This is a genomic window from Roseomonas alba (assembly GCF_019430885.1).
Classification (GTDB): Bacteria; Pseudomonadota; Alphaproteobacteria; order Acetobacterales; family Acetobacteraceae; genus Neoroseomonas; species Neoroseomonas alba.
The window spans coordinates 585,042-608,344 of the sequence record NZ_JAHYBZ010000003.1 but is presented as its reverse complement, the minus strand read 5'-3'; the positions used below and the strand labels follow the sequence as shown (position 1 = coordinate 608,344).

The window sequence follows — 23,303 nt, the reverse complement described above, 5'->3', positions numbered from 1 at the left end:
CGGCGCTATCCGGTGGTCATGCCGCCGTTGATGAAGGACGACACGATCGACACGACGACCGACCCGAACAGTGCCGCCCAGAATCCGCTGACGGAAAAGGCGGGCACGATCCATGCGACCAGGGCGAGCATGCCGGCATTCACGACCAGCAGAAACAGGCCGAAGGTGAGCAGCGTGATCGGGATGGACAGCAGGACCGCCAGCGGCCGCACCACGGCGTTGACGATGCCGAGGACGATCGCGGCAAGAAGCAGCGTTTGTGTATCGCGCGCATGAAGACCCGGCACGATGGACACCGCAACCCAAAGTGCAATGGCGGCGACCCCGGTGCGAATGATGAAAGCGAACATCTCCTCCTGAATTCTCCGCCATGCTAATTGGCCCGGCCGGCAATTCGCGCCGGGCCTGATCATATTGCCCTGGAACGAATGTCTTCCGCCACCCTTGCCGGCTGCGGCGCCCTGCTTCTTTGGGCTTTTCTGGCGCTGCTCGCGCGCATGGCGGCGGGATTGCCGCCGCTGGAACTGACCGCACTTGGTTTCGCAGTGGGGGGCGCGCTGGCACTGGCGGTGGTGGCCGCGCGCGGACGCCTGGCCCTGCTTCGGCAGGGGCCCTTGGCCTGGGCCCATGGGGTGGGCGGGCTGTTTGGTTACCACGCCCTGTATTTCCTCGCCCTGGCGCTGGCCCCGGCGGTCGAGGCGAATCTCCTGAACTATCTCTGGCCCCTGCTGATCGTGTTGCTCTCCGCGCCGCTTCTGGGGCTGCATCTGGGCGCGCGGCGGCTGGTCGGGGTGGCGCTGGGCTTTTCCGGCTGCGTGCTGCTGGTGGGCGCTGGGGCGTCCTTTCCGCCGGGGGCGACGCCGGGATTCGCGGCGGCAATCGGCTGCGCGCTGGTCTGGGCGGTGTATTCGGTGACGTCGAAGCGCATGGCCGCCGTGCCGACCGAGGCCCTGGCCGGCTTCTGCCTCGCCACCGCGCTGCTGGCCGGCGTCGCGCATCTGCTGTTCGAGACGACGATCCTGCCCGATGGCCGGCAATGGATCGCCGTGCTGCTGCTCGGTGCCGGGCCGCTCGGCGCTGCCTTCTTCCTGTGGGATGCGGGGATGAAGCGGGGCGATCCGCGGCTGCTCGGCACGCTCGCCTATGCGGTGCCGGTGGCGTCCACCCTGCTGCTGGTGGTCGCAGGGGAAGGCGTATTGTCCTGGCGCGCCGCGGTCGCCGCGGTGCTGGTGGCCGGCGGCGGCATGCTCGCGGCCACGGCACGGAGTTGAAGAGGCGGGCGCGTCCTCTGGCCTGACGCGGACCCGGGCAATGGGAAGGACGGATTCGGATGCACCTTTCGCGTCGCGGCGTGATCGCCGCCAGCCTGGCCGCCGCGGCCGTCGCGCCGGCACGGGCCCAGGCGCCCTGGCCGGGCGACGAGCCAATGCGCATCCTGCTGCCCGCGGCACAGGGGAGCGCGGCCGACACCGCCATCCGCGCCATGCTGCCGTTCCTCGCCGCGAAGCTCGGCGGGGCACGGATCACGGTGGACAACCAGCAGCCCAATGAGGACACCTATGTCTTGATGGCCGCGGCGCCGGCCGATGGGCGGACGCTGGGGCTGCTGATCTCGCCCCAGGCCCAGGCGTTGACCATCGGGCGCCAGGCGCGCTTCGGGCTGCGGCATTTCGCCTGGATCGGCACGATCTTCGAGGATCCGAGCGGCCTGTTCGTCGCGCCGTCCAGTCCGCTCCGCTCGATCCCCGATATCCTGCAGGCGGCACGGGAGGCCACGGACGGCCTGACGGCGGGGACAACCGGCATCGGGTCCGACGACCACCTGATGCTGGTCGAGTTTGAACGGGCGACCGGCGCCCGCCTGCGGCATCGTCCCTTCGCCGGCCGGTCGGTGCTGACCGCCGCCCTGCTGGCCGGGGACGTGCAGGTCGCCGCCCTGCCCATGGCCGAGAGCCTGCCCGCCCTGAAGGATGGCGCGATCCGGGCGATTGCCTCCTCCGGCCCCATGCGCTTCGCCTTCACCCCGGATGTGCCGACCTTCTCCGAGGCGGGCTATCCAATCGACACGCGCGCGGTGCGCAGCCTGGTGGCGCCGATCGGCACGCCGGTGCCGATCGTTGCGCGCCTCGATGCCGCACTGGCCGAGACCATGCGCGACCCGGCCTGGATCGCCGAGGCGCAGGCCCGCCAGATCCCGCTGAAATACCGCCCCGGCGAGGACACGCGGCAGATCGTGCTGGAGGAAGAGGCGGTGCTCGCCGCCCTGTGGAACACGCGCCCCTGGCGATAGGCTTCGATATGGCGCCGGGCCGGATTCGACCCCATCTTGGCGGCCATGAACCTGATCGCGCCCGGCCCCATGCTGTTCATCCCGGAGAAGCGGCCCGCGCCGCCGCTGGAACGGGCGCTGAAGGTCGTCTCCCCCTATGAGCCGAATGGCGACCAGCCGACGGCGATCCGGGAACTGACCGCCGGGCTTGTGCAGGGCGAACGCGACCAGGTGCTGCTGGGCGTCACCGGCTCGGGCAAGACCTTCACCATGGCGAAGGTCATCGAGAACCTGCAGCGCCCGGCCCTGGTGCTCGCGCCCAACAAGACACTGGCGGCGCAGCTCTATGGCGAGATGAAGTCCTTCTTCCCCGACAACGCGGTGGAGTACTTCGTCAGCTACTACGACTACTTCCAGCCGGAAGCCTATGTCCCGCGCACGGACACCTATATCGAGAAGGATTCGCAGATCAACGAGCAGATCGACCGCATGCGGCATTCCGCGACGCAGGCGCTGCTCGAACGGTCGGATGTGGTGATCGTCGCCTCGGTGTCCTGCATCTACGGTATCGGCTCGGTCGAGACCTACTCGCGCATGGTCGTGAAGCTGGAACGCGGCGGACGGATCGATCGCGATGCGCTGGTGAAGGGGCTGGTCGAGCAGCAATATCGCCGCAACGACGCCTTCTTCGCCCGCGGTACTTTCCGCGTGCGCGGGGAGAGCGTGGATATCTGGCCGTCCCACCTGGATGATCGCGCCTGGCGCGTCTCCCTGTTCGGGGACGAGATCGACGGCATCCGCGAATTCGATCCGCTGACCGGCGAGATCACCGGCGAGATGGAGCGCGTCGCGATCTATGCGAACAGCCACTATGTGACGCCGCGCCCGACGCTGACCCAGGCGATCAGCCAGATCAAGGTGGAGCTGAAGGAACGCCTCGCCCAGCTCGAAGCCGAGGGCAAGCTGCTGGAACGCCAACGCCTGGAACAGCGCACCATCTTCGACATCGAGATGATGGAGACGACCGGGTCCTGCAAAGGCATCGAGAACTATTCCCGCTACCTGACCGGCCGGCGCCCCGGCGACCCGCCGCCGACGCTGTTCGAATACCTCCCGGAGAACGCCGTGCTGATCGTGGATGAGAGCCACGTCACCGTGCCGCAGATCGGCGGCATGTATCGCGGCGACTATGCGCGCAAGTCGATCCTGTCGGAGTTCGGCTTCCGCCTGCCCTCCTGCACCGACAACCGGCCCCTGAAGTTCGAGGAGTGGGACAGTTTCCGCCCGCAGACGGTGTTCGTCAGCGCGACGCCCGGCCCGTGGGAGATGGAACGCACCCAGGGCGCCTTCGCCGAACAGGTCATCCGCCCGACGGGCCTCGTCGATCCGGTCTGCGAGATTCGCCCCGTCGAGGGCCAGGTGGACGATCTCCTCGCCGAATGCCGCGACGTGGCGCAGAAGGGCGGTCGCGTGCTGGTCACCACGCTGACCAAGCGCATGGCCGAGGATCTGACCGAGTACATGACCGAGGCCGGCATCCGCGTGCGCTATTTGCACAGCGACGTGGACACGCTGGAGCGCATCGAGATCATCCGCGACCTGCGCAAGGGCGTCTTCGACGTGCTGGTCGGCATCAACCTGCTGCGCGAGGGCCTCGACATCCCGGAATGCGCGCTGGTCGCGATTCTCGATGCCGACAAGGAAGGTTTCCTGCGCTCCACCACATCCCTGATCCAGACCATCGGCCGCGCTGCGCGCAATGCCGAGGGGCGGGTGCTGCTCTACGCCGACGTCATGACCAACAGCCTCAAGCGCGCGCTGGAGGAGACCGAGCGTCGCCGGTCCAAGCAGGTCGCCTGGAACACCGAGCACGGCATCACGCCCACCTCGATCCGGCGCGAGATCGCGGATGTGCTGAAGGATGTCTCCCAGGGCGACTACATCACCGTCGATGCGGTGGAAGGCGAGGACGACCAGAACTTCGTCGGCAAGGATCTGCAGGCGTCGATCGCGGAGTTGGAACGCAAGATGCGCGCCGCCGCCGCCGAGCTGGAATTCGAGACCGCCGCGCGGCTGCGGGACGAGATCAAGCGGCTGGAAGCGCTGGATCTTGGCCTGGAGCCGAACCTCGCCGGACGGTCGCTGCGCGAAGCCACGCCGCGTGCCGACTGGAAGCCCAAGCCGATGGGCCCGGGCGGCGGGGGCTATGACCCGAAGAAGGGCAAGGGCGGGCGCAAGCGCAAAGGCTCCTGATACTGGCCAGCCTTACGGCTGAGTCGCCATCAGAGTCTTGGTCTTGCACGCGGCCGCCCCACCAACCCCGCGCGCCATATCGCCTCGCCGACGCGAAGGTCATCGGCGGGGCGCGGCGGTATGACACGATCGTGAAACCTGGGGCAGGCACCGCCGTTTTTTGGCCGGGCGTCTGCCACACGGTTTGGTTGTGCTGACGCCATCGAAGACCACTTGATGGAGTCTCTTTCCATGACCCTTTCCCATTTCCGCCTGATGGCTGCCGGCCTCGCGATGCTCGGTCTGGCGGCCTGTTCCGACCCGGTCGGCGAGCGCGCCCTGATCGGCGGCGGCATCGGCGCCGCGGGCGGCGCGGGCATCGCCGCACTGACCGGCGGGTCGCCCCTGGCCGGTGCTGCGATCGGCGGTGCTGGCGGTGCTGCGGTCGGCGCCCTCACCGCGCCGCGGCAACGGCGCGGCTACTACTGACGCGCGATCTGCTCTATGCGCCTTCCGATCCCTTTCGGAAGGCGCAGCATGACCAGTCTCGACATCCTCGGCATCGGCAACGCGATCGTGGACGTGCTGGCCCGGGCGGGAGACGACTTCCTCGCCCGTCACGGCATGGCCAAGGGCAGCATGGCGCTGATCGGGACCGAGGATGCCGAGCGCATCTACGCCGCCATGGGCCCGGGCGTGGAAAGCAGCGGCGGTTCGGCGGCGAATACCTGCGCCGCGGCCGCCGCACTGGGGGCCAGGGTCGGCTATCTGGGCAAGGTCGCGGATGACGCGCTGGGCCAGGTCTTCCGCCACGACATCACCGCCGCCGGGGTGACCTTCCCGACCGCGCCGCTATCCGGCGGCGCGCCCACCGCGCGTTGCCTGATCCTCGTTTCGCCGGATGGGCAGAGGACGATGAACACCTTCCTCGGAGCCTGCGTCACCTTCGGCGAGGCGGATATCGATCCCGTCGCCGTGGCTGGCGCGCAGGTGACCTATCTGGAGGGCTACCTGTTCGACCCGCCGGCCGCGCAGGCCGCCTTCCGCGAGGCCGCGCGCATCGCCCATGCCGCGGACCGCAAGGTCGCCATCACCCTGTCGGACCCCTTCTGCGTCGAGCGCCACCGCGACGCCTTCCGCGCCTTCGTGAAGAACGAGGCGGACATCCTCTTCGCCAATGAGGCCGAGATCTGCGCGCTCTACCAGACCGACGATTTCGACGCCGCGGCGACCATCGCCCAGTCCGAGATCGGCCTCGCCGCGCTGACCCGCAGCGAGAAGGGCAGCCTGATCCTGACCGCCACCACGGCACATGAAGTGGCAGCCGTCCCGACGCAGGTCGTGGACACCACCGGGGCCGGCGATGCCTATGCCGCGGGGTTCCTTGCCGCGCTGACGGCCGGACGCGAGCTGGCGGAGTGCGGTCGTTGGGCCTCGGTCGCGGCGGCCGAGGCGATCTCGCATTTCGGGGCGCGGCCGCAGGCTGATCTGAAGGCGCTCGTCGCGAAGTGACGGGCAGGAGGTGATGGAGAGGGGCTTAGCCCCTCTCCAGACCTTGGCGGCCGTGCCGCCGAACCCGCCAAAGGCCTTTCGGCCTTTGGCGGGTGGGGGTCCGCGGGAGGGCAGAGCCCTTCCCCGTTCCACCGCCGCCATGATCTCCGCGCGTAAGGGGCCCTGTCCCCTCCATCAACCGTGCAGGCCCGGCGCCTCCTGCCCGGTCCGCGCGACGTATTCCGTATACCCGCCGCTGTAGTCGTGGAGACCCTCGGGCGTCAGTTCCAACACGCGGTTCGACAGTGCGGCGAGGAAGTGCCGGTCGTGGGACACGAACAGCATCGTCCCCTCATAGGCCGCGAGCGCGCCGATCAGCATTTCCTTCGTCGCCATGTCCAGGTGGTTGGTCGGTTCGTCCAGCACCAGGAAGTTCGGCGGGTCGTAGAGCATGCGCGCCATGACCAGCCGCGCCTTCTCCCCGCCTGACAGGACGCGGCACCGCTTCTCGACATCGTCGCCGGAGAAGCCGAAGCAGCCCGCCAGGGCGCGCAGCGACCCCTGGCCGGCCTGGGGGAAGGTGTATTCGAGTTCCTCGAATACCGTGCGGTCGCCGCCCAGCAACTCCATCGCGTGCTGCGCAAAGTAGCCCATCTTCACGCTGCCGCCGATCGCGACGCTGCCCTCGTCCGGTTCCGTCGTGCCGGTCACGAGCTTCAGCAGTGTGGATTTGCCGGCGCCGTTGACGCCCAGCACGCAGCAGCGTTCCCGCCGCCGCACCAGCAGGTCGAGCCCGTCATAGATCACCCGCTCGCCATAGCTTTTCGACACCTTGCGCAGGCTGGCCACGTCGTCGCCGGACCGCGGGGCAGGGGGGAAGTCGAAGGCGATGGTCTGGCGTCGGCGCGGCGCTTCGACGCGGTCGATCTTGTCGAGCTTCTTCACCCGGGATTGCACCTGCGCAGCGTGGGAGGCGCGGGCCTTGAAGCGCTCGATGAAGGCAATCTCCTTGGCCAGCATCGCCTGCTGGCGGTCGAACTGCGCCTGCTGCTGCTTCTCGTTCAGCGCGCGCTGCTGTTCGTAGAAGTCGAAATTGCCGGAGAAACTGGTCAGCGTGCCGCCGTCGATCTCGATGACCTTGTTGACGATGCGGTTCATGAACTCGCGGTCGTGCGAGGTCATCAGCAGCGCGCCGTCGTAATTGACGAGGAACTGCTCCAGCCAGATCAGGCTTTCGAGGTCGAGGTGGTTGCTCGGCTCGTCCAGCAGCATCACGTCGGGGCGCATCAGCAGGATGCGGGCCAGGGCGACGCGCATCTTCCATCCGCCGGACAGCAGCCCGACATCGCCATCCATCATCGCCTGGCTGAAGCCGAGGCCGGCCAGCACCTCCCGCGCGCGGCTCTCCAGCGCATAGCCGCCGAGTTCCTCGAAGCGTGCCTGGACCTCGCCGAAGCGGTCCAGCAGGCTGTCCATCTCGTCCGCCCTGTCGGGGTCGGAAAGAGCAGCCTCCAGTTCCGCCAGTTCCGCCGCGACACGGCTGACATCGCCGGCGCCGTCCATCACCTCGGCTGCGGCGGACCGGCCGGCCATTTCGCCGACATCCTGGCTGAAGAAACCGATGGTCACACCCCGATCGACCAGGATCTGGCCCTCATCGGGTTGCTCCTGCCCGGTGATCATGCGGAACAGCGTGGATTTTCCGGCCCCATTCGGGCCGACCAGGCCGATGCGCTCGCCCTTCTGCAGGGCGGCCGAGGCCTCGACGAACAGCAACTGGCGGCCGTTCTGCCGGGAGATGGAATCAAGACGGATCATGCCGCCCGAGACCACGCCGGCCCCGACCCGTCAACCGGGCGGATTCAGCCCTGTCCGCAGGTCCTTCAGGCCAAGCGGCCGTTGACCCGGTCGCGCGGGAAGCGGAACCTGCGCGGCGCAACAATCCCAGAGTTTCGCCAGATGTATCGTCGCACCCTCGCCTCTGCCGCGGCCTTGCTCGCCCTGGCCGGCTGTTCCTCGGTGACGCCACCGGTACCGACGGCGGCGAGTATCGCCGGCCAGCGCCCGGTCGGGACGGTGAGGCTGTCGGAGGAATTCGTCGGCGGCGCGGGCGCCGGCAATGGCACGCTGCACTTCCAGGGGCGCGACCTGCCCTTCCGCATGGTCGGCACCGTGGTGGGCCCCGGCGGCGCCGCGCGTATCCAGGCGCAGGGCGAGGTGTACAACCTGCGCCGGATCGAGGATTTCCGCGGCCTCTATAGCCAGGGCACGGGGGTGCAGGGCCTCGATACCCGCCGGACCGACGAACTCTGGCTGCAGAACAGCGCGGGCGTGATCATGCATCTGCGTGGTTCGCAGATCGGCGCGACACTCAGTCTCGGCCGTGACGAGATGCTGATCGAGATGGCCCCGCCGGGCGGTTGACGAGCGGGCCGGGACGGCGCCGGCGCCCGGGCGCTGCGCGCCCTCCCGCGGGCCCGGCGACCGGGCCCGCGCCGCACCGCCCGGTTGCCCCCCTGGAACCCAAGCGGCTACAACAACTTCGTGCCCGAGTCGCCGCTGATTGCCCCATCCCTGCTGGCCGCCGACTTCGCCCGCCTGGGCGAAGAGGTCGAGGCCGTCACCGCTGCCGGCGCCGACTGGCTGCATCTCGACATCATGGATGGGCATTTCGTGCCCAACATTTCCTTCGGCCCGGTGGTGGTGAAGGCGCTGCGCAGGCACAGCGCCATCCCCTTCGACGTGCATCTGATGATCGCGCCGGCCGATCCCTACCTCGCGGCCTTTGCCGAGGCCGGAGCGGACCTGATTTCCCTGCATCCGGAGGCTGGGCCGCATCTGCACCGGTCGCTCCAGACCATCCGTGCGCTGGGCAAGAAGGCAGGCGTGGTGCTCAATCCGGCGACGCCGGTCGACGCGGTGGCGCATGTGCTGGATCTGACAGACCTGATCCTGGTCATGTCGGTGAATCCGGGCTTTGGCGGGCAGTCCTTTATCGACAGCCAGCTTTCGAAAATCGCGACTCTGCGGAAGATGATCGATGCCTCGGGGCGGTCCATCCATCTGCAGGTGGATGGTGGCGTGACGCCGAAGACGGCACCGGCCTGCATCGCCGCGGGCGCCGATTGCCTGGTCGCCGGGACCGCTGTCTTCGGCCAGCCGGACTATGCCGCCGCGATCGCGGCGATCCGCGGGCCCACCGCATGATCGGCATCGTACGCGGGTTCCGGCAGAAGCTCTCGCGGCTCAAGCCGGTCCGCGTGCCCGAGGCCCCGGCGCGGGCCTTTCGAGACCTCTGGCCCGGCGACCCGGCGCGCGGCGCGCGACTGCTGCGCGGGGAATTCGAGACTCTGGGCACCGCCCGCCCCCTGCGCATCGGCCTGCCGGGCACCGAGGGCTGGGACATCACTTCCGGCACCGCGCCCTGGCGCGCGGCGGCGCATGGCTTCGCCTGGATGCGCGACCTGCGTGCACTGGGGACCGACGCGGCGCGGCTGCATGCGCGGGCGCTGACGGATGACTGGCTGGTGCGCGGCGCCGACGAGCCTGTGGCCGATGCGCCGGAAGTGGTGGGCGCGCGGCTGTCGGCCTGGCTTGGCCATTGGGATTTCTTCGCCGCGACGGCCGAGGACGCCTTCCGCCGCGCCATCATGACGCGCATGGCGCAGGATGCGCGCGACCTGTCCGCCGTCCTGCCCGCCGAGGCCGAGCACCGTGGCGCCCTGGTCGCCCTGAAGGGCGCGATGGCGGCGGCGATCGCCTTGCAGGAGGATGCCTATCTCCAACGCGCCGCACGCTTCCTGCCGGCGGAGATCGAGCGGCAGTTCCACCCCGATGGCGGGCATGTGGAGCGGTCGCCGGCGATGCAGCTCCTGGCGCTGCAGGACCTGATCGAGATCCGCAACCTGCTGCATGGCGCGGGCATGGAACCGCCACCGCACCTGCCGGCGGTGCTGGACCGCGCCGCGCCGGCGCTGCGGCTGTTCCGTCACGGGGATGGCGGGCTGGCGCTGTTCAACGGGACGCGGGACGAAGGATCGTCGCTGATCGACCTGGTGCTGACCCAGGGCCAGGCGCGCGGCCGTGCGCCCTTCGACCTGCCCGAGACCGGGTTCCAGCGCTTGCAGGCCGGGCGCACGCTGATCATCGCCGATACCGGCGCGCCGCCGTCTCCCCGCGCCTCGAGCGGCGGTGATGGTGGGCTGCCGGCGGGGGCGGATCGCTTCGCCCATGCCGGGACGCTCGCCTTCGAAATGTCGGTCGGCCGCGACCGGCTGATCGTGAATTGCGGCGCGGCGCCGGCCGCCGAGGAAGCCTGGCGTGATGCGCTGCGCGCCACGGCGGCGCATTCGACCCTGGTGCTGTCGGACACCAATTCGTCCGAGCTGCGCTCCGAGGGCCTCGGCCGCCGGCCCGAGCAGGTTGAGACCGCCCGCCACGAATCCGCCGGCGCGCAGTGGCTGGAAGCGAGCCATGACGGCTGGCGCCGGGCCTTCGGCGCAGTGCATCGGCGGCGGCTCTACCTGGCGGAATCCGGCGACGACCTGCGCGGGGAGGATGTCGTCGAGATCGCCGGCGACGCCACCATCCCGGCCTTCGCGATGCGCTTCCATCTCCATCCGGGCGTCGCTGCCACTCTGTTGCAGGATGAGAGCGCGGCGCTGCTGCGCCTGCCCTCGGGCATCGGGTGGAAGATCCGGGCCAAGGGCGCGCGGGTCGCGCTGGAGGACAGCGTCTATCTCGGCGGCGAACCCCGCCGCGCCTCCCAGGTCGTGCTCCTGGCCGAGGAGGGCGAGACCTCGATCCAGTGGGCCATCACCCGCGTGTCGATGCCGGCCCCGGGCGGCGTGGCGGCGCCGGAGTAGCCACCCTTCATGAACCGCAAGGCCTTCGCCTGGGCGTCCTTCGACTGGGCGAACTCGGCCTTCCCGACGGTGGTCTCCACTTTCGTCATCGCGGCCTATTTCACCCAGGGCATCGCGCCGGATCCGGCGACGGGCCAAGCGCAATGGGGGTGGATGCAGACGCTGTCCGCCCTCGGTATCGCGGTGCTGTCGCCGTTGCTGGGGGCGATCGCCGATCGGGGCGGGCACCGGCGCATGCTGCTGGCCCTGTGCACGCTGGTGACGGCGGTGTTCACCGGCTTGGTCTGGTATGCGCAGCCCAATCCGTCCTGGACGCTGTGGCTGCTGGTCTGTGTCGGCATCGCGACGCTGGCCTTCGAGCTCGGCACGGTCTTCTACAATTCCATGCTGCCGGAAGTCGCCGAACCGGCGCAGATGGGCCGCATCTCGGGCCTCGCCTGGGGGTTGGGCTATGCGGGCGGGCTGGCCTGCCTGGCCATCGCGCTGGTGCTGCTGGTGCAGCCGAATCCGCCGCTGTTCGGCCTGGACCGATCGACATCCGAGCAGGTCCGCGCGACGGCGCTGCTGGTCGCCGTCTGGACGGTCGTCTTCGGCTGGCCGGTGCTGGTGATGGTGCCCGACCAGCCTGGCGAACACCTGCCCATGGGGCAGGCGGTCACCCATTGCGTGGCCGAGACGCGCGGCCTGCTGCGCGGCCTGCCCCGGCGGCCGGACATGATGCGCTTCCTCATCGCGCGGCTGTTCTACACGGATGGGCTGAACACGCTGTTCGCCTTCGGCGCCATCTTCGCCGCCGGCGTGCATGGCATGACCTTCGAGGAGATCCTGCTCTTCGGCATCGCGCTGAACGTGACGGCGGGGCTCGGCGCGGCGGGGTTCGGGCTGGTGGAGGACCGGCTGGGGTCCAAGCCGACGGTGATGGTGGCCCTCGTCGCAATGGTCGTGGTGGGCGCGGCGCTGCTGCTGACCGACAGCAAGGCGGTGTTCTGGGGGCTCGCCATGGTGCTCGGCATCTTCATGGGGCCGGCCCAGGCGGCGTCGCGCACGCTGATGGCGCGGATGGCGCCCGAAGGCGAGGTGACCGCGCATTTCGGATTGTTCGCGCTGTCGGGACGGGTCACGGGATTCTTCGGCCCGGCGGTGCTGGCGGCGGTGACGGATGCCTCCGGCAGCCAGCGTGCGGGGATGGCGACGGTGCTGGTCTTCCTCGCGGTGGGCGCGGCGATCCTGGCGACGGTGCGCCCGGTCCAGGGCTGATCAGAAGCCGGTCAGCAGCAGGTCGAGGGCGCGGGTGATGGCGTCGCGTTCGGAAGCGAGGCTGCCGACGACCGGACCGAGTTCGCGCCGCGGCACCGCGGCAAGAAGCTGCGTTGCCAGGAGAAAGGCCTCACCCTGCACCGCCAGGTTCGGATGCAGGTCCGGCATGGCGGGCGGCACGCGATCGGGCGGCAGCAGCGGCACGACCACCCGCGTCTGGAGGTGGTCGAGCAGGTCGCTCTGCACGTTCACGACATATCCTGCCGCGCCGCCCGGCGCGCGATGAAGATCGAAGCGCGCCACCGGTCAGAACATGCGGTAGCGCGCGAGGGGGAGTTCGTTCTCCTCAGTCCAGCGGTTCCATGCCTCGATCGCGTCGCGATTTTCATCCAGCCAGCGCTGCGCCTTTTCCGCGCGCACGGCCTCGGTGATGGCCTTTGTCGCGATGGCCTCGGGATCCAGGCCGAGGCCTCGGGCCTCGGCGACGAGCGGTTGTTGGTTTTCCGTGAATCCGCCCTGTTGGCCGGGCCGGTAGAGATCCGGCCGGACCTCATGCAGGCCGAGCCCCGCCGCGGCGGCGACGGCCGGGACATGGCGCGCCGGTACGGCTTTCCAACCCGACACCGTAGAATGGTCCAGCCCCAGTCGTTGCGCCAGGGCACTGACGCCGCCGGCGCGGTCGATGGCGGTCTGGGCCTCGGGATTTCTCATCGCCCAATGGTGGGATTTTCCAACATCCAATGCAACATGATGTTGGCCCAGCCTACCGATCCGGCTGCCCCGGCCGATAGGCCCCACCATCGGTCGGGCGCAGCGCCTCGAAGATCTCGGTCACCGCGGCGTAGTCGCGATAGCCGCAGCGGGCCAGCGGCTGGGCCGCCGCCGTGTCGAAGCGGCCCTCCCGCAGGAAGGCCTCGTCGATATGCACGCCGACAACCTGGCCGATCACCATCCAGCCCTGCAGCGTCGCGCCCTCGGCATCGTGGAACTGGAAGGACTGGACCGTGCGGCATTCCAGCGCCGCCGGGGATGCCGCGACGCGCGGTGCCTTCACCACACGCGACGGCGCCGTCTCCAGCCCCGCCGCGTCGAACTCGCTTTCGCCCTCGGCCAGCGCGCCGGAGGAGATGTTCATCGCGTCGAACAGCGGGCGGGAGCAGAGGTTGAAGACGAACTCCCCGCTCGCGATCGCATTCGCCGCGCTGTGCTTCATCGATTCCGTCGTGAACATCACCATGGCCGGGCGCGAATGCACGGCGTTGAAGAAGGAATAGGGCGCGAGGTTCGTCCGTCCCTGCGCATCCAGCGTCGAGATCCACCCGATCGGCCGCGGCGCTACGATCGCCTTGAATGGGTCATAGGGCAGCCCATGCCCATTGCGCGGTTCGTAGAACATCAGGCCTTCCGTGCGATGGCGGCGTAGAGTCGCGGCCCGGCCAGCGCCAGGATGGCCAGGCCCAGGATGATCGCGCTGCCCGGCCGCGTCACGAACACCGTCCAGTCACCCTGGCTGATGGTCAGCGCCTGGCGCAGCGCCTGTTCGGCCATCGGCCCCAGGATCATGCCGATCACCACCGGCGCGACGGGGAAGTCGAAGCGCCGCATGAACATCGCGACGATCCCCAGCGCGTAGAGAAGGACCAGGTCGATGACGCTGTTCGAGATCCCGTAGGTGCCGATCGTCGCGAAGACCAGGATGCCGGCATAGAGCTGCGGCACCGGAATTTTCAGGATGCGCACCCACAGCCCGACCAGGGGCAGGTTCAGCACCACCAGCATGACATTCGCGATGAATAGCGATGCGATCAGCGTCCAGACCAGCTCCGCCTGTTGCGTGAACAGCAGCGGCCCCGGGTTGATGCCATAGGACTGGAAGGCCGACAGCATGATCGCCGCCGTCGCGCTGGTCGGCAGACCGAGGGTCAGCATCGGCACCAGGATGCCGGCCGCCGCGGCGTTGTTCGCGGCCTCGGGCCCGGCCACGCCTTCGATGGCACCGGTCGTGCCGAATTCCTGCGCGTATTCCGGCTTCACCAGCTTCCGCTCGGCGAAATAGCTGAGCATGGTCGGCATCTCGGTCCCGCCGGCCGGCAGCACGCCGAAGGGAAAGCCCAGCCCGGCGCCGCGGATCCACGGCCAGAAGGATCGCTTCAGATCCTCCTTCGACAGCATCAGCCGCCCGACCGCCAGCACCTCCTGCTTTCCGGCGTGGTGGTGCCAGGCCATGTAGAGCGCCTCACCCACCGCGAACAGCGCGACCGCCACCAGCACGACATTCACGCCATCCAGCAGTTCCGGCACGCCGAAGGTCAGGCGCGGCTGTCCCGTCTGGAGGTCCACCCCCACCAGCCCCAGCATCAGCCCGAAGAACAACGAGGTCAGCCCGCGCAGCGGTGACGACCCCAACACCGCCGAGACCGTGACGAAGCACAGCACCATCAGCGAGAAATACTCGGCCGGCCCCAGCACCAGCGCCCATTCCACGATGACCGGGCCGAGGAAGGCGATCCCCAGTGTTCCCACAGTGCCCGCGACGAACGACCCGATCGCCGAGGTCGCCAGCGCCGGCCCGGCGCGCCCGTTCCGCGCCATCTTCGCACCCTCGAGAGCAGTGATGATCGACCCGCTCTCGCCCGGCGTGTTCAGCAGGATGGACGTCGTGCTGCCGCCATACATGGCGCCGTAGAAAACACCACAGAACAGGATGAAGGCCCCCGTCGCGCTGACGGAGAAGGTGATGGGCAGCAGCAGCGCGATGGTCAGCGCCGGGCCGATGCCGGGCAGGACGCCGACCGCAGTGCCGAGGAAGCAGCCCAGCAGCGCCCAGGCAAGATTCGCGAGGGACAAGGCATTGCCGAAGCCGAGCGCGAGGCCGGAGAGGGAATCCATGGGTCAGCCTTCTGATGCAGGGCGCTCGGAGAGGGGCTTTGCCCCTCTCCGGACCGCACCCCACCAAAGGCCGAAAGGCCTTTGGAAACCAATGCTTGGTGCAGAGCGCGAAGGGTGCGTCGCCTGACATGAGCGGGCGCCGTGCCCAACTTCGGAATCGATTCCCGGCAGCGCGTTCGAGGCGCCGATCACGCTCGGTTGCGGCTGCCGTGCCCAACTCCGAGTATTGGTTTCCAAAGGCCTTTCGGCCTTTGGCGGGGTGGCGTGGAGGGGCAGAGCCCCTCCAATCGCCCTATGCCTCACAGCACCGCCTCGCCCCGCAGCACCGGCACGCAGCGCCCGCCCACGCTCGCCCGGATGCCGTCGGCGCGCCGCCGCGCGCGGGCCAGCAGCAGGGACGGCCGTCCCATCTCCACACCCTGCGTGATGTCCCAGGCCCCGTCTTCATCGCCGTCCAGATGCAGCAGGAAGCCGGCGAGCGGTGTCGCCGCGCTGCCTGTCGCCGCATCCTCCCAGGTGCCGGTGAGCGGCGAGAACATCCGCGCCCGCACCGCCGCACCGTCCCGGCAATAGATGTAGAGCGACAGGAAGCCGCGCGTCTCATCCGGGAAGTCCGCCACGGCACGACGGAAGGCACCGAGATCCGGCGTGGCGGCGACCAGACCTTCCGGCGTCACCTCGGTCAGCAGGCGCTGATTGCCGCCGTCCGAAGCCAGCGTTGGCGCGTGCCGGGCGGTGACCACCGCGGCCTCGGGGATGCCGGCACAGGCGGCGGCGGTGGCCACGGGCAGCACAGCCCCGATGCTCAGCGGCTGCGGCGCGGCCACTTCCGCGCCGGTCACCCGGCCGGCGCCGTCGCGCAGCAGCGCGACCTCCACCAGTCCGGCCGGTTCCTCGAAGCGATAGAGGCGCGGGCTGTCCTCATCCTCCTGCCCCAGAACGAAGGCGGTGCCGACATTGGGATGGCCGGCGAAGGGCATCTCGGCGACGCGGTTGAAGATGCGCACCCGCGCATCATGCTGCGGGTTGTCGGCGGGCAGGACGAAGGTCGTCTCGCTCAGGTTGAACTCGGCCGCCAGCGCCTGCATCTCGGCGTCGTTGAGGCCGCGCGCATCGGGAAACACGGCAAGCTGGTTGCCGCCGAAGCGCCGGTCGGTGAAGACGTCGACGGTGACGAAGCGGAACGCCCTCACGAGACCTCCTGCCCCAGGGCGCGCAGGATTGCCCCCTCCAGCAGCCCGGCGCCGATATTCACGCCCAGCGCTTCGACGAACAGGAAGAAGGCGGTTAGCGACACCGTGAGCGCGATGACCGCGTCACGCAGCGGCGCGCGGCTGCCGAAGGCGCGCGCGGTACAGACGAATTGCAGTGCGGCGGCGATGGAAAAGCCCAGCGGCTCGATCAGCACGAGGTTCAGCAGCATGCCGCCCAGCAGCCAGCCGAGTGCCGGCAGGTTGCGTGGGCCGGCCTCGGCGACCTCCGGCAGGTCCGCGCTCCAGCCCCCGCGCAGGGCGGCGGCGGTCAGCATCAGGCCAAGCACGAACAGCGCCGCGGCGATCACCGCAGGCACCAGCTTCGGCCCGACCACGGCATAGACCGGCGTCACCGGAATCACCCAGGTCAGCCAGGCGCCGAGCACACCCAGCGCCGTGACGGCAAGGCCGACCGCGAGGTCGGGCAGGGCACCTGGCTTCATGGCGGCTCAGGCGAGACCAAGGTCCTTGAGCACGCTTTCCGTATCGGCGCGGTCCTTTTCGAGGAATTGCTCGAACGGCGTACCGGTCAGGAAGGCGTCCTCCCAGCCGCGGTCGGTGAGGATGCCGCGCCACGCTTCCGTGGCATGGATGGCGGTCATCAGATCGACCAGCGCCTGGCGCTGCGTGGCGTTGATGCCGGGGGCGCCGAACACGCCGCGCCAATTGGTCGCGACCACGTCCATGCCGCTTTCCTTCAGCGTCGGCACATCCGTGTCGATGCGGCGCTCGCCGGTCGTGGCGAGGGCGCGCACGCGCCCGGCCTTGATCTGCTCGGAAAATTCCGACCAGCCGGAGATGCCGGCCGCAACCTGCCCCCCCAGGACGGCTGCCTGGGCCGGTCCGCCGCCGGGGAAGGCGACGAAGGACGCCTCACGCGCCTGGCGGCCGAGCTTCTGCAGCATCAGCCCCAGGATGATGTGGTCCGTACCGCCGGCGCTGCCGCCGGCCACCGAGACCGCGCGTGGATTCTCCTTCAGCGCGTCCAGAAGCTGCCGGATATTCTGATAGGGGCTGTTGGCCGGCACGATGATGACGCCGGCCTCCTCGGTCATTCGGGCAACCGGCACGGTGTTCTGCAGCGAGACCGGCGTCTTGTTGGTCAGCGACGCGCCGACCATGACCGACCCGCCGACCATGAGCGCATCGGCGCGGCCACGGCGCTGGGACAGGAAGCGCGGCAGGCCGACCATGCCGCCGGCGCCGCCGACATTCTCGAACTGGAAGGTGCCGACGAGGCCGGACTGGCGCGCCGCCTGCTCGATGGCGCGGCCGAGGCCGTCCCAGCCACCGCCAGGACCGGCCGGGACGAACATGTAGATGCTGGCGAATCGCTGCTGCGCCCCGGCGAGACGGGGCGTGAGGCCGAACGCGGCCAGGCCCGCGGAGGCGGCAACAAAGGTGCGGCGGTTGGTCATGGCGGTGGATCCGGTCATTTCCTCGATGCGCCTGAGCATGCGCCGGCCTCGCGCGCCGTGCAAAGGGGCTCCTGCATCTTCCGTGGCCTCGGCCGAAGCGTTGGAGGGGCTTCGCCCCTCCAAGCCACCCCAGTAAAGGCCCGAGGCCTTTGGAAACCGATACCTGGCGCCTCGCGCAAACGATGCGGTGAATACGACCGGACCGCCCCGTGTCTGGCGCCAGGCGGAGGGGGCGGCGACCCGCCTACCCGCGCGGCAGTTCCTGTTCCGCCAGCTTCGCGAAGAGCGAAGACCCCAGCGGGATCAGGTCGTCGTTGAAGTCGTAGCGGGGATTGTGCACCGACACCGAGTGCCGCCCGCCATCGCCTTGCCCGATGCCGATGAACGCCCCCGGCCGCGCCAGCAGCATGTAGGAGAAATCCTCCGCCCCCATGCGCGGCGTGCCGGTGCGCTGCACCTTGCCCTCGCCCAGGATGGCGTCGGCGGCCTTGGCGGCGCGCTCGGCCTGTTCGGGATTGTTCACCGTGGGCGGGTAGCCGCGCTGGTAGGACAGTTCGGCGGTGGCGCCATAGGCCTCGGCCGTCGAGCGCACGATCTGGTGCAGGCGCTCCTCGACCTTGTCCTGGATCGCCGGCTTGAAGGTGCGGACCGTGCCGTGGAGCTCGGCGGTCTCGGGGATGACGTTGCTCGCCTCGCCGGCGTGGAACATGCAGATGCTGATCACCGCGGCATCCAGCGCGTCCATGGACCGTGAGACGATCGACTGCGCCGCCACCACGATCTGCGAGCCCACCAGCACCGGGTCGATGCATTGCTGCGGGCGGGAGGCATGGCCGCCCTTGCCGTGGATGGTGATGGTGATGCGGTCCGCCGCGGCAAGGACCGGGCCGGCGAGGATGCGGGCCTCGCCGAGCGGGATCTCCGGCGTGTTGTGCATGGCGAAGACGGAATCGCAGGGGAAGCGGTCGAACAGGCCTTCCTTCACCATGACCTCGCCGCCGCCGCCGCCCTCCTCGGCGGGCTGGAAGATGAAGTTCACCGTGCCGTCGAAGTTCTTCGTCTCGGCCAGGTAGCGCGCGGCGCCGAGCAGCATGGTGGTGTGCCCGTCGTGACCGCAGGCATGCATCTGCCCCGCCACAGTGGAACGATGGCCGAAATCGTTGGTCTCGGTCATCGGCAGGCAGTCCATGTCGGCGCGGAAGCCGATGGACCGCTTGGACGTGCCGTTGCGCAGCACGCCGACCAGGCCGGTGCCGGCGATGTTGCGATGCACCTCGACGCCCCAGGATTCGAGCATCTTCGCGACCATGTCGGAGGTGCGGCGCTCCTGGAAGCCGAGCTCCGGATGGGCGTGGATGTCGCGGCGCGTGGCCGTCAGGTCGGCGTGGAAATCGGCGATGCGGTTGATGATGGGCAAGGTCGTCTGTCCCTGGGGAAAGCGCGCACTATGGCGCGGAATGGGGCTGCTTCGCGGCGGTGGCGACGGAATCGGGCATCACAGCCTGGCGAGCGCGGCTTCCACGGCGTCGCCGAAACGCTCGACGATCATGCCGATCTCGGCCGCGGTGCAGACATAGGGCGGCGCGAGGATGACGTGGTCGCCATGCTTGCCGTCGATGGTCCCGCCCATCGGGTAGCAGGCGAGGCCGCGGTCGAAGGCTTCCTTCTTCACGCGCTCGTTCACGGCTAGTGCGGGGTCGAAGACGGCCTTGGAGGCGCGGTCCTGCACCAGCTCCACCGCCCAGAACAGGCCGCGGCCGCGGATGTCGCCGATCTTGGCGTGGTTGCCCAACCGCTCGGTCAGGCCCTGTTCCAGCAGCGCGCCCATCGCCTTCACGTTGTCGAGCAGCTTCTCGTCGCGGATGACTTCCTGCACCGCGAGGGCGGCGGCGCAGGCGACGGGATGCGCCTGGTAGGTGTGGCCATGCTTGAAGGTGCCGGAACCCTTGGTCAACGCTTCGATCACCCGACCATGGACCAGGATGCCGCCGATCGGCTGGTAGCCGCCGCCGAGGCCTTTCGCGATCACCTGGATGTCCGGCGTCACACCTTCCTGTTCCCAGGCGTGCAGCGTGCCGGACCGGCCCATGCCGGACATCACCTCATCGAGGATCAGCAGCGCGCCGTGGCGCTGGCAGACCGCCTTCATGGCGGGGAAGTAGCCGGGCAGGGCGGTGGCGCAGCCGAGCGTCGCGCCGACGATGGTCTCGGCGCAGAAGGCGATCACATTCTGCGGGCCGAGGCGCTGGAACTCGGCCTCCAGTTCGTCGGCCAGCCGCGCGACGTAGTCGGCCTCGGATTCATCGTCGCGGCGGTCGCGATAGGGGTAGCAGGGCGAGACATGGCTGAAGGCATCCGACAGCAGCGGCGCATAGGGGGCGCGGCGCATCGCATTGCCGCCGGCGGCCAGGGCGCCCAGCGTGTTGCCGTGATAGGATTGCCGGCGCGCGATGATCTTCGTCCGCGACGGCTGGCCGGATTCGATCGCCCATTGCCGGGCCATCTTGATCGCGGCTTCCATGCCCTCGGACCCCGAGGACACGAAATAGGCATGGGTCAGGCCGCCCGGCGCGTGGCCGACCAGCATGTCGGCGAGTCGCTCGGCGCTCTCGGCCGAATACAACGCGGTGTGGGCGTAGCAGAGCCGGTCGATCTGGTCCTTCATCGCCTGGACGACGTGCGGGTGGCCGTGCCCGAGGCAGGCCACCGCCGCCCCGCCCGACCCGTCGATCACCTCATGCCCCGAGGCGTCGCGCAACCAGATCCCGCGCCCCGAGGCGGCGATGGGCGGCGCTTCGCGCAGGTTGCGGTGGACGATGTGGGTCATGGGGTGGGCTCCTTCGGCCGGCGCATCCTGCGCCGCGTTCAGGGCGCTGTCAGCACCCCGACGACCGCCCCGGTCATGCAGCAGGCGATCGTTGCGGAGATCAGCGAGGGCAGCCCGAGCCGCACGATGTCCGTCCGCCGTTCCGGGCACATCGCCGTCATGCCGCCCACCATGATCCCGACCGAACCGAGGTTGCTGAACCCGCACAGCGCATAGGTCAGGATCAGACGTGACCGGTCAGACAGCCCCGCCCCGCCCGACTGCGCCAGCGACAGGTAGGACACGAACTCGTTGATGATCATCTTCACGCCGAGCGAGGCGCCAACCGTCGCAGCCTCCCCCGTCGGCACGCCCATGGCCCAGGCGACGGGCCACAGCACCCAACCCATGATGCCTTGCAACGTCAGGCCGGTCAGGGGTTCCAGCGCCAGGTTGATCAGCGCCACGATGGCGACGAAGACGATCAGCGACGCCATGATGCCGAGCAGCAGGTTCAGCCCGTCCTGCGTGCCGCGCACCAGCGCATCCATGGAACTGTCGTAGAGCCGTTCGGGAATGCCGTCCCCGCCTTCGGTCGCGATGTCGCCCGCCGCCGGCGGGATCATCAGCAGCCCCGCGAGGATCGCCGCCGGCGCCGAGACCAGGGACGCCGTCAGCAACTGCCCCGCCGCATCCGGCACGACCGGCGCGATGATGAGCGCATAGACCACCAGCGTATTGCCGCTGATGGTCGCGAGGCCGGCCGTCATGACGACGAACATCTCGGACCGCGTGAGCTTCGCGAGCCAGGCGCGGATCATCAGTGGCGCCTCGACCATGCCGACGAAGACGTTCGCCGCGACGCCGAAGCCAGCCGCGCCGCCGAGGCCGAACAGGCGGCGCAGCACCTTCGCCATGCCCTTCACGATCGCGGGCAGGACGCCCCAGTGATACAGCACCGAGGACAGCGCCCCGACCACCAGCACCAGCGGCAGCGCCTGGAAGAACAGGATGAAGGACGCGCCCGGATAGGGCTCCGGAAAGGGAAGCGGTCCGCCGCCGAGATAGCCGAAGACCAGCGTCGTCCCCGCCTTGGTCGCGGTGGCGAGGGCATTCACCGCATCCCCGATCAGCGCGAAGGCGCGGCGCACCGGCGGCACGTTCAGCAATACGGCCGCGAGCGCCAGCTGCAGCAGCAGACCCGCCACGACGACGCGTACCGGCACGCCGCGGCGGCATCCGCCCAGCGCCCAGGCCAGTGCCGTCAGCAGCAGCAGGCCGATGGCAGATTGCACCTGCAACAGGCTCATGATTCGTCGCCCTCGCCGGGGGTCTGGTCCTCGGCCTCGATGTCGAGAAGGGCGGCGGCGCGGGATCCGTCCACCGCATCGACGCCGCGCAGCTTGCGGGCGACGGCGCGGGTGCGGACCTGCGCCGCATCGATGGTGTTGCCCACCGCCGTGACCTGCTTGCGCAGCCGCACCAGCACCTCGTCCATCTTGCCCATCTCGGCCTTGGTGGCACCGAGCAATTCGCGGACCATGTCGGCCTTCTCGCCGAGCGCGATGGTGACATGCCCCATCTGGATGGTGCGCAGCATGGCCGGCAGCAGGGACGGGCCCATCACCAGAACGCGGTGCAGCCGGTGGATGTCCTCGACCGCGCCGGGGATGCGGGTGATCTCGGCGTAAAGGCCCTCTGTCGGCAGGAACAGCACCGCGAATTCCACGGTCAGCGGCGGGCGGATGTATTTGGAGGCGATCTTCGCCGCTTCGCCACGCACGCGCTGTTCCAGGGCGCGCCGCGCGGCCTTCTCCGCTTCGACATCGCCGGCCTCGGAGGCCATCACCAGCCGGTCCCAGTCCTCGGTCGGAAATTTGGCGTCGACGGCCAGGAAGACCTCCCGCCCGCCTTCGCTCGGCATGCGGATGGCGAATTCCACCGCCTCGGCGCTGTCCTCGGACAGCTTCTTGTTCGCCTCATAGGACCCGGGCGGCAGGATGTCCTCGAGCAAGGCGCGGAGCTGCGCCTCCCCCCAGCCACCGCGGGTCTTCACGTTGGAGAAGAGCCGCTTGATGTCCACGATCTGCGTGGTGACCGCCTGCACGTCGGTCATCGCCTTCTGCACTGCGGCGAACTGATCGATGACGCGGGCGAAGCTCTCGTTCATCTGCTTCTCGACGGCCGATTGAAGCTGCTCGTTCACCGTCTTCTGGATGTCGGCGAGCTTCGCCTCGTTGCCCTCGCGCAGCTCCTTCAGCCGGGCGTCGAGCTGATCGCGCACACGGGTGTTCTCGGCCGTCAGCGTGGCCTGGATCTTCGCCAAACCTTCGACGACGCTGCCGGTCACGTCGCGGCGCAGCAGGGCGGTGTCGTCCTTGTGCTCGGTCAACGCCTTGACCACCGCGGCGCGCTGCTCGGCCATGGCCCGCGCATCCTGCGCCAGGCGTTCGGCCAGCAGCGCGGCATCGGCGGCGAGCCGGTCCAGCACCGCCTTCTCTTGCGCTGAAAGCCGGTCCGCGATGCGGCCGATCCCTTCCCCCAGGGCGCGCGTCTGGTCCAGCGCCCCGGCGCCGATGCGATCCCCGATCGCCGCGGCCTCGCGCGCGAGGGACCGTTCGAACTCCGCGGGCAGGGCTGCGATGCGTTCCCCCTGCCGATCCAGCACGGATTGCAGGTCGGCCAGGCGCTGCGTCAGTACCGGATCAGTGCCCGGCCGGCGCAGCAGCAGCGCCAGCAGCAATACCGCCAGCACCCCCAGCCCACCCAGGATCGCAAGGCTTTCGGGTGCCATCCCCTCTCCCCCGACTCGACCGGGGGAGT

22 protein-coding genes are annotated in these 23,303 nt (G+C 69.4%); 9 read left to right on the top strand and 13 right to left on the bottom strand.

From position 1 onward, the window contains the following. Positions 1-5 precede the first annotated feature (5 nt). Positions 6-350, bottom strand: coding sequence for a phage holin family protein (locus KPL78_RS11485; protein ID WP_219763071.1), 345 nt, complete (start codon positions 348-350; stop codon positions 6-8). 78 nt (positions 351-428) lie between these two features. Here KPL78_RS11485 and yddG point away from each other — a divergent pair, with 78 nt between their 5' ends. The 5 genes from yddG (at position 429) to KPL78_RS11460 (ending at position 6,013) form a co-directional block, all read left to right on the top strand. Further along, positions 429-1,271: an aromatic amino acid exporter YddG gene (gene yddG, locus KPL78_RS11480; RefSeq protein WP_219763070.1), complete on the top strand. Its 843-nt coding sequence runs from the start codon at positions 429-431 to the stop codon at positions 1,269-1,271. A gap of 59 nt (positions 1,272-1,330) precedes the next feature. Beyond that, positions 1,331-2,290, top strand: coding sequence for a tripartite tricarboxylate transporter substrate binding protein (locus tag KPL78_RS11475; protein ID WP_219763069.1), 960 nt, complete (start codon positions 1,331-1,333; stop codon positions 2,288-2,290). Positions 2,291-2,335: 45 nt separating this feature from the next. Further along, positions 2,336-4,522, top strand: coding sequence for an excinuclease ABC subunit UvrB (gene uvrB, locus KPL78_RS11470; protein WP_304621873.1), 2,187 nt, complete (start codon positions 2,336-2,338; stop codon positions 4,520-4,522). Positions 4,523-4,753: 231 nt separating this feature from the next. Continuing rightward, on the top strand, positions 4,754-4,990 hold the full coding sequence (locus tag KPL78_RS11465; RefSeq protein ID WP_255568862.1) for a YMGG-like glycine zipper-containing protein: 237 nt from the start codon (positions 4,754-4,756) through the stop codon (positions 4,988-4,990). Positions 4,991-5,038: 48 nt separating this feature from the next. Next, positions 5,039-6,013 carry an adenosine kinase gene (locus KPL78_RS11460; RefSeq protein WP_255568861.1) on the top strand — a complete coding sequence of 325 codons (975 nt, stop codon included), beginning with the start codon at positions 5,039-5,041 and terminating at the stop codon, positions 6,011-6,013. Positions 6,014-6,187: 174 nt separating this feature from the next. Here the strand turns inward: KPL78_RS11460 and KPL78_RS11455 are convergent, their stop codons facing one another. Continuing rightward, positions 6,188-7,810, bottom strand: a complete 1,623-nt coding sequence (locus tag KPL78_RS11455; protein WP_219763067.1) for an ABC-F family ATP-binding cassette domain-containing protein — start codon at positions 7,808-7,810, stop codon at positions 6,188-6,190. Positions 7,811-7,951: 141 nt separating this feature from the next. On the opposite strand from KPL78_RS11455, the gene KPL78_RS11450 reads away from it, so the two are divergent. The 4 genes from KPL78_RS11450 to KPL78_RS11435 all read left to right on the top strand — a co-directional run bounded on the left by KPL78_RS11450 (position 7,952) and on the right by KPL78_RS11435 (position 12,114). Beyond that, complete coding sequence (locus tag KPL78_RS11450) at positions 7,952-8,416, top strand: hypothetical protein (protein ID WP_219763066.1); 465 nt, start codon at positions 7,952-7,954, stop codon at positions 8,414-8,416. A gap of 120 nt (positions 8,417-8,536) precedes the next feature. Further along, positions 8,537-9,199, top strand: a complete 663-nt coding sequence (gene rpe / locus KPL78_RS11445; protein WP_369412734.1) for a ribulose-phosphate 3-epimerase — start codon at positions 8,537-8,539, stop codon at positions 9,197-9,199. Next, entirely contained in the window at positions 9,196-10,857 is a 1,662-nt protein-coding gene (locus KPL78_RS11440; RefSeq protein ID WP_219763065.1) for a heparinase II/III family protein, read from the top strand. Before rpe ends, KPL78_RS11440 begins: the two co-directional genes overlap by 4 nt. Before the next feature lie 9 nt (positions 10,858-10,866). Further along, complete coding sequence (locus KPL78_RS11435) at positions 10,867-12,114, top strand: MFS transporter (RefSeq protein WP_219763064.1); 1,248 nt, start codon at positions 10,867-10,869, stop codon at positions 12,112-12,114. Here KPL78_RS11435 and KPL78_RS11430 read toward each other — a convergent pair whose 3' ends face one another. From KPL78_RS11430 to KPL78_RS11380, 11 genes are all read right to left on the bottom strand, one after another. Beyond that, the gene (locus KPL78_RS11430) at positions 12,115-12,417 is read right to left on the bottom strand and encodes a CcdB family protein (protein ID WP_219763063.1); all 303 of its coding nucleotides are present in this window, start codon (positions 12,415-12,417) and stop codon (positions 12,115-12,117) included. 3 nt (positions 12,418-12,420) lie between these two features. Further along, complete coding sequence (locus tag KPL78_RS11425; RefSeq protein WP_219763062.1) at positions 12,421-12,915, bottom strand: type II toxin-antitoxin system CcdA family antitoxin; 495 nt, start codon at positions 12,913-12,915, stop codon at positions 12,421-12,423. After that, positions 12,878-13,510: a flavin reductase family protein gene (locus KPL78_RS11420; protein WP_219763061.1), complete on the bottom strand. Its 633-nt coding sequence runs from the start codon at positions 13,508-13,510 to the stop codon at positions 12,878-12,880. Before KPL78_RS11420 ends, KPL78_RS11425 begins: the two co-directional genes overlap by 38 nt. After that, on the bottom strand, positions 13,510-15,003 hold the full coding sequence (locus KPL78_RS11415; protein WP_219763060.1) for a tripartite tricarboxylate transporter permease: 1,494 nt from the start codon (positions 15,001-15,003) through the stop codon (positions 13,510-13,512). Before KPL78_RS11415 ends, KPL78_RS11420 begins: the two co-directional genes overlap by 1 nt. A gap of 299 nt (positions 15,004-15,302) precedes the next feature. After that, positions 15,303-16,196: a PhzF family phenazine biosynthesis protein gene (locus KPL78_RS11410; protein ID WP_219763059.1), complete on the bottom strand. Its 894-nt coding sequence runs from the start codon at positions 16,194-16,196 to the stop codon at positions 15,303-15,305. Next, positions 16,193-16,699, bottom strand: a complete 507-nt coding sequence (locus KPL78_RS11405) for a tripartite tricarboxylate transporter TctB family protein (protein ID WP_219763058.1) — start codon at positions 16,697-16,699, stop codon at positions 16,193-16,195. The genes KPL78_RS11410 and KPL78_RS11405 overlap by 4 nt, the downstream gene beginning before the upstream one ends. 6 nt (positions 16,700-16,705) lie before the next feature. Then, on the bottom strand, positions 16,706-17,692 hold the full coding sequence (locus KPL78_RS11400; RefSeq protein WP_255568860.1) for a Bug family tripartite tricarboxylate transporter substrate binding protein: 987 nt from the start codon (positions 17,690-17,692) through the stop codon (positions 16,706-16,708). Between the two features lie 226 nt (positions 17,693-17,918). After that, entirely contained in the window at positions 17,919-19,091 is a 1,173-nt protein-coding gene (locus KPL78_RS11395) for a M20 aminoacylase family protein (RefSeq protein WP_219763057.1), read from the bottom strand. Positions 19,092-19,169: 78 nt separating this feature from the next. Next, positions 19,170-20,501 (bottom strand): aspartate aminotransferase family protein, encoded by a 1,332-nt coding sequence (locus KPL78_RS11390; RefSeq protein ID WP_219763056.1) that lies wholly within the window; start codon positions 20,499-20,501, stop codon positions 19,170-19,172. Positions 20,502-20,539: 38 nt separating this feature from the next. Then, positions 20,540-21,790, bottom strand: coding sequence for a NupC/NupG family nucleoside CNT transporter (locus tag KPL78_RS11385; RefSeq protein ID WP_219763055.1), 1,251 nt, complete (start codon positions 21,788-21,790; stop codon positions 20,540-20,542). Beyond that, positions 21,787-23,274, bottom strand: a complete 1,488-nt coding sequence (locus KPL78_RS11380; protein WP_255568858.1) for a DNA recombination protein RmuC — start codon at positions 23,272-23,274, stop codon at positions 21,787-21,789. The genes KPL78_RS11385 and KPL78_RS11380 overlap by 4 nt, the downstream gene beginning before the upstream one ends. Positions 23,275-23,303 lie beyond the last annotated feature (29 nt).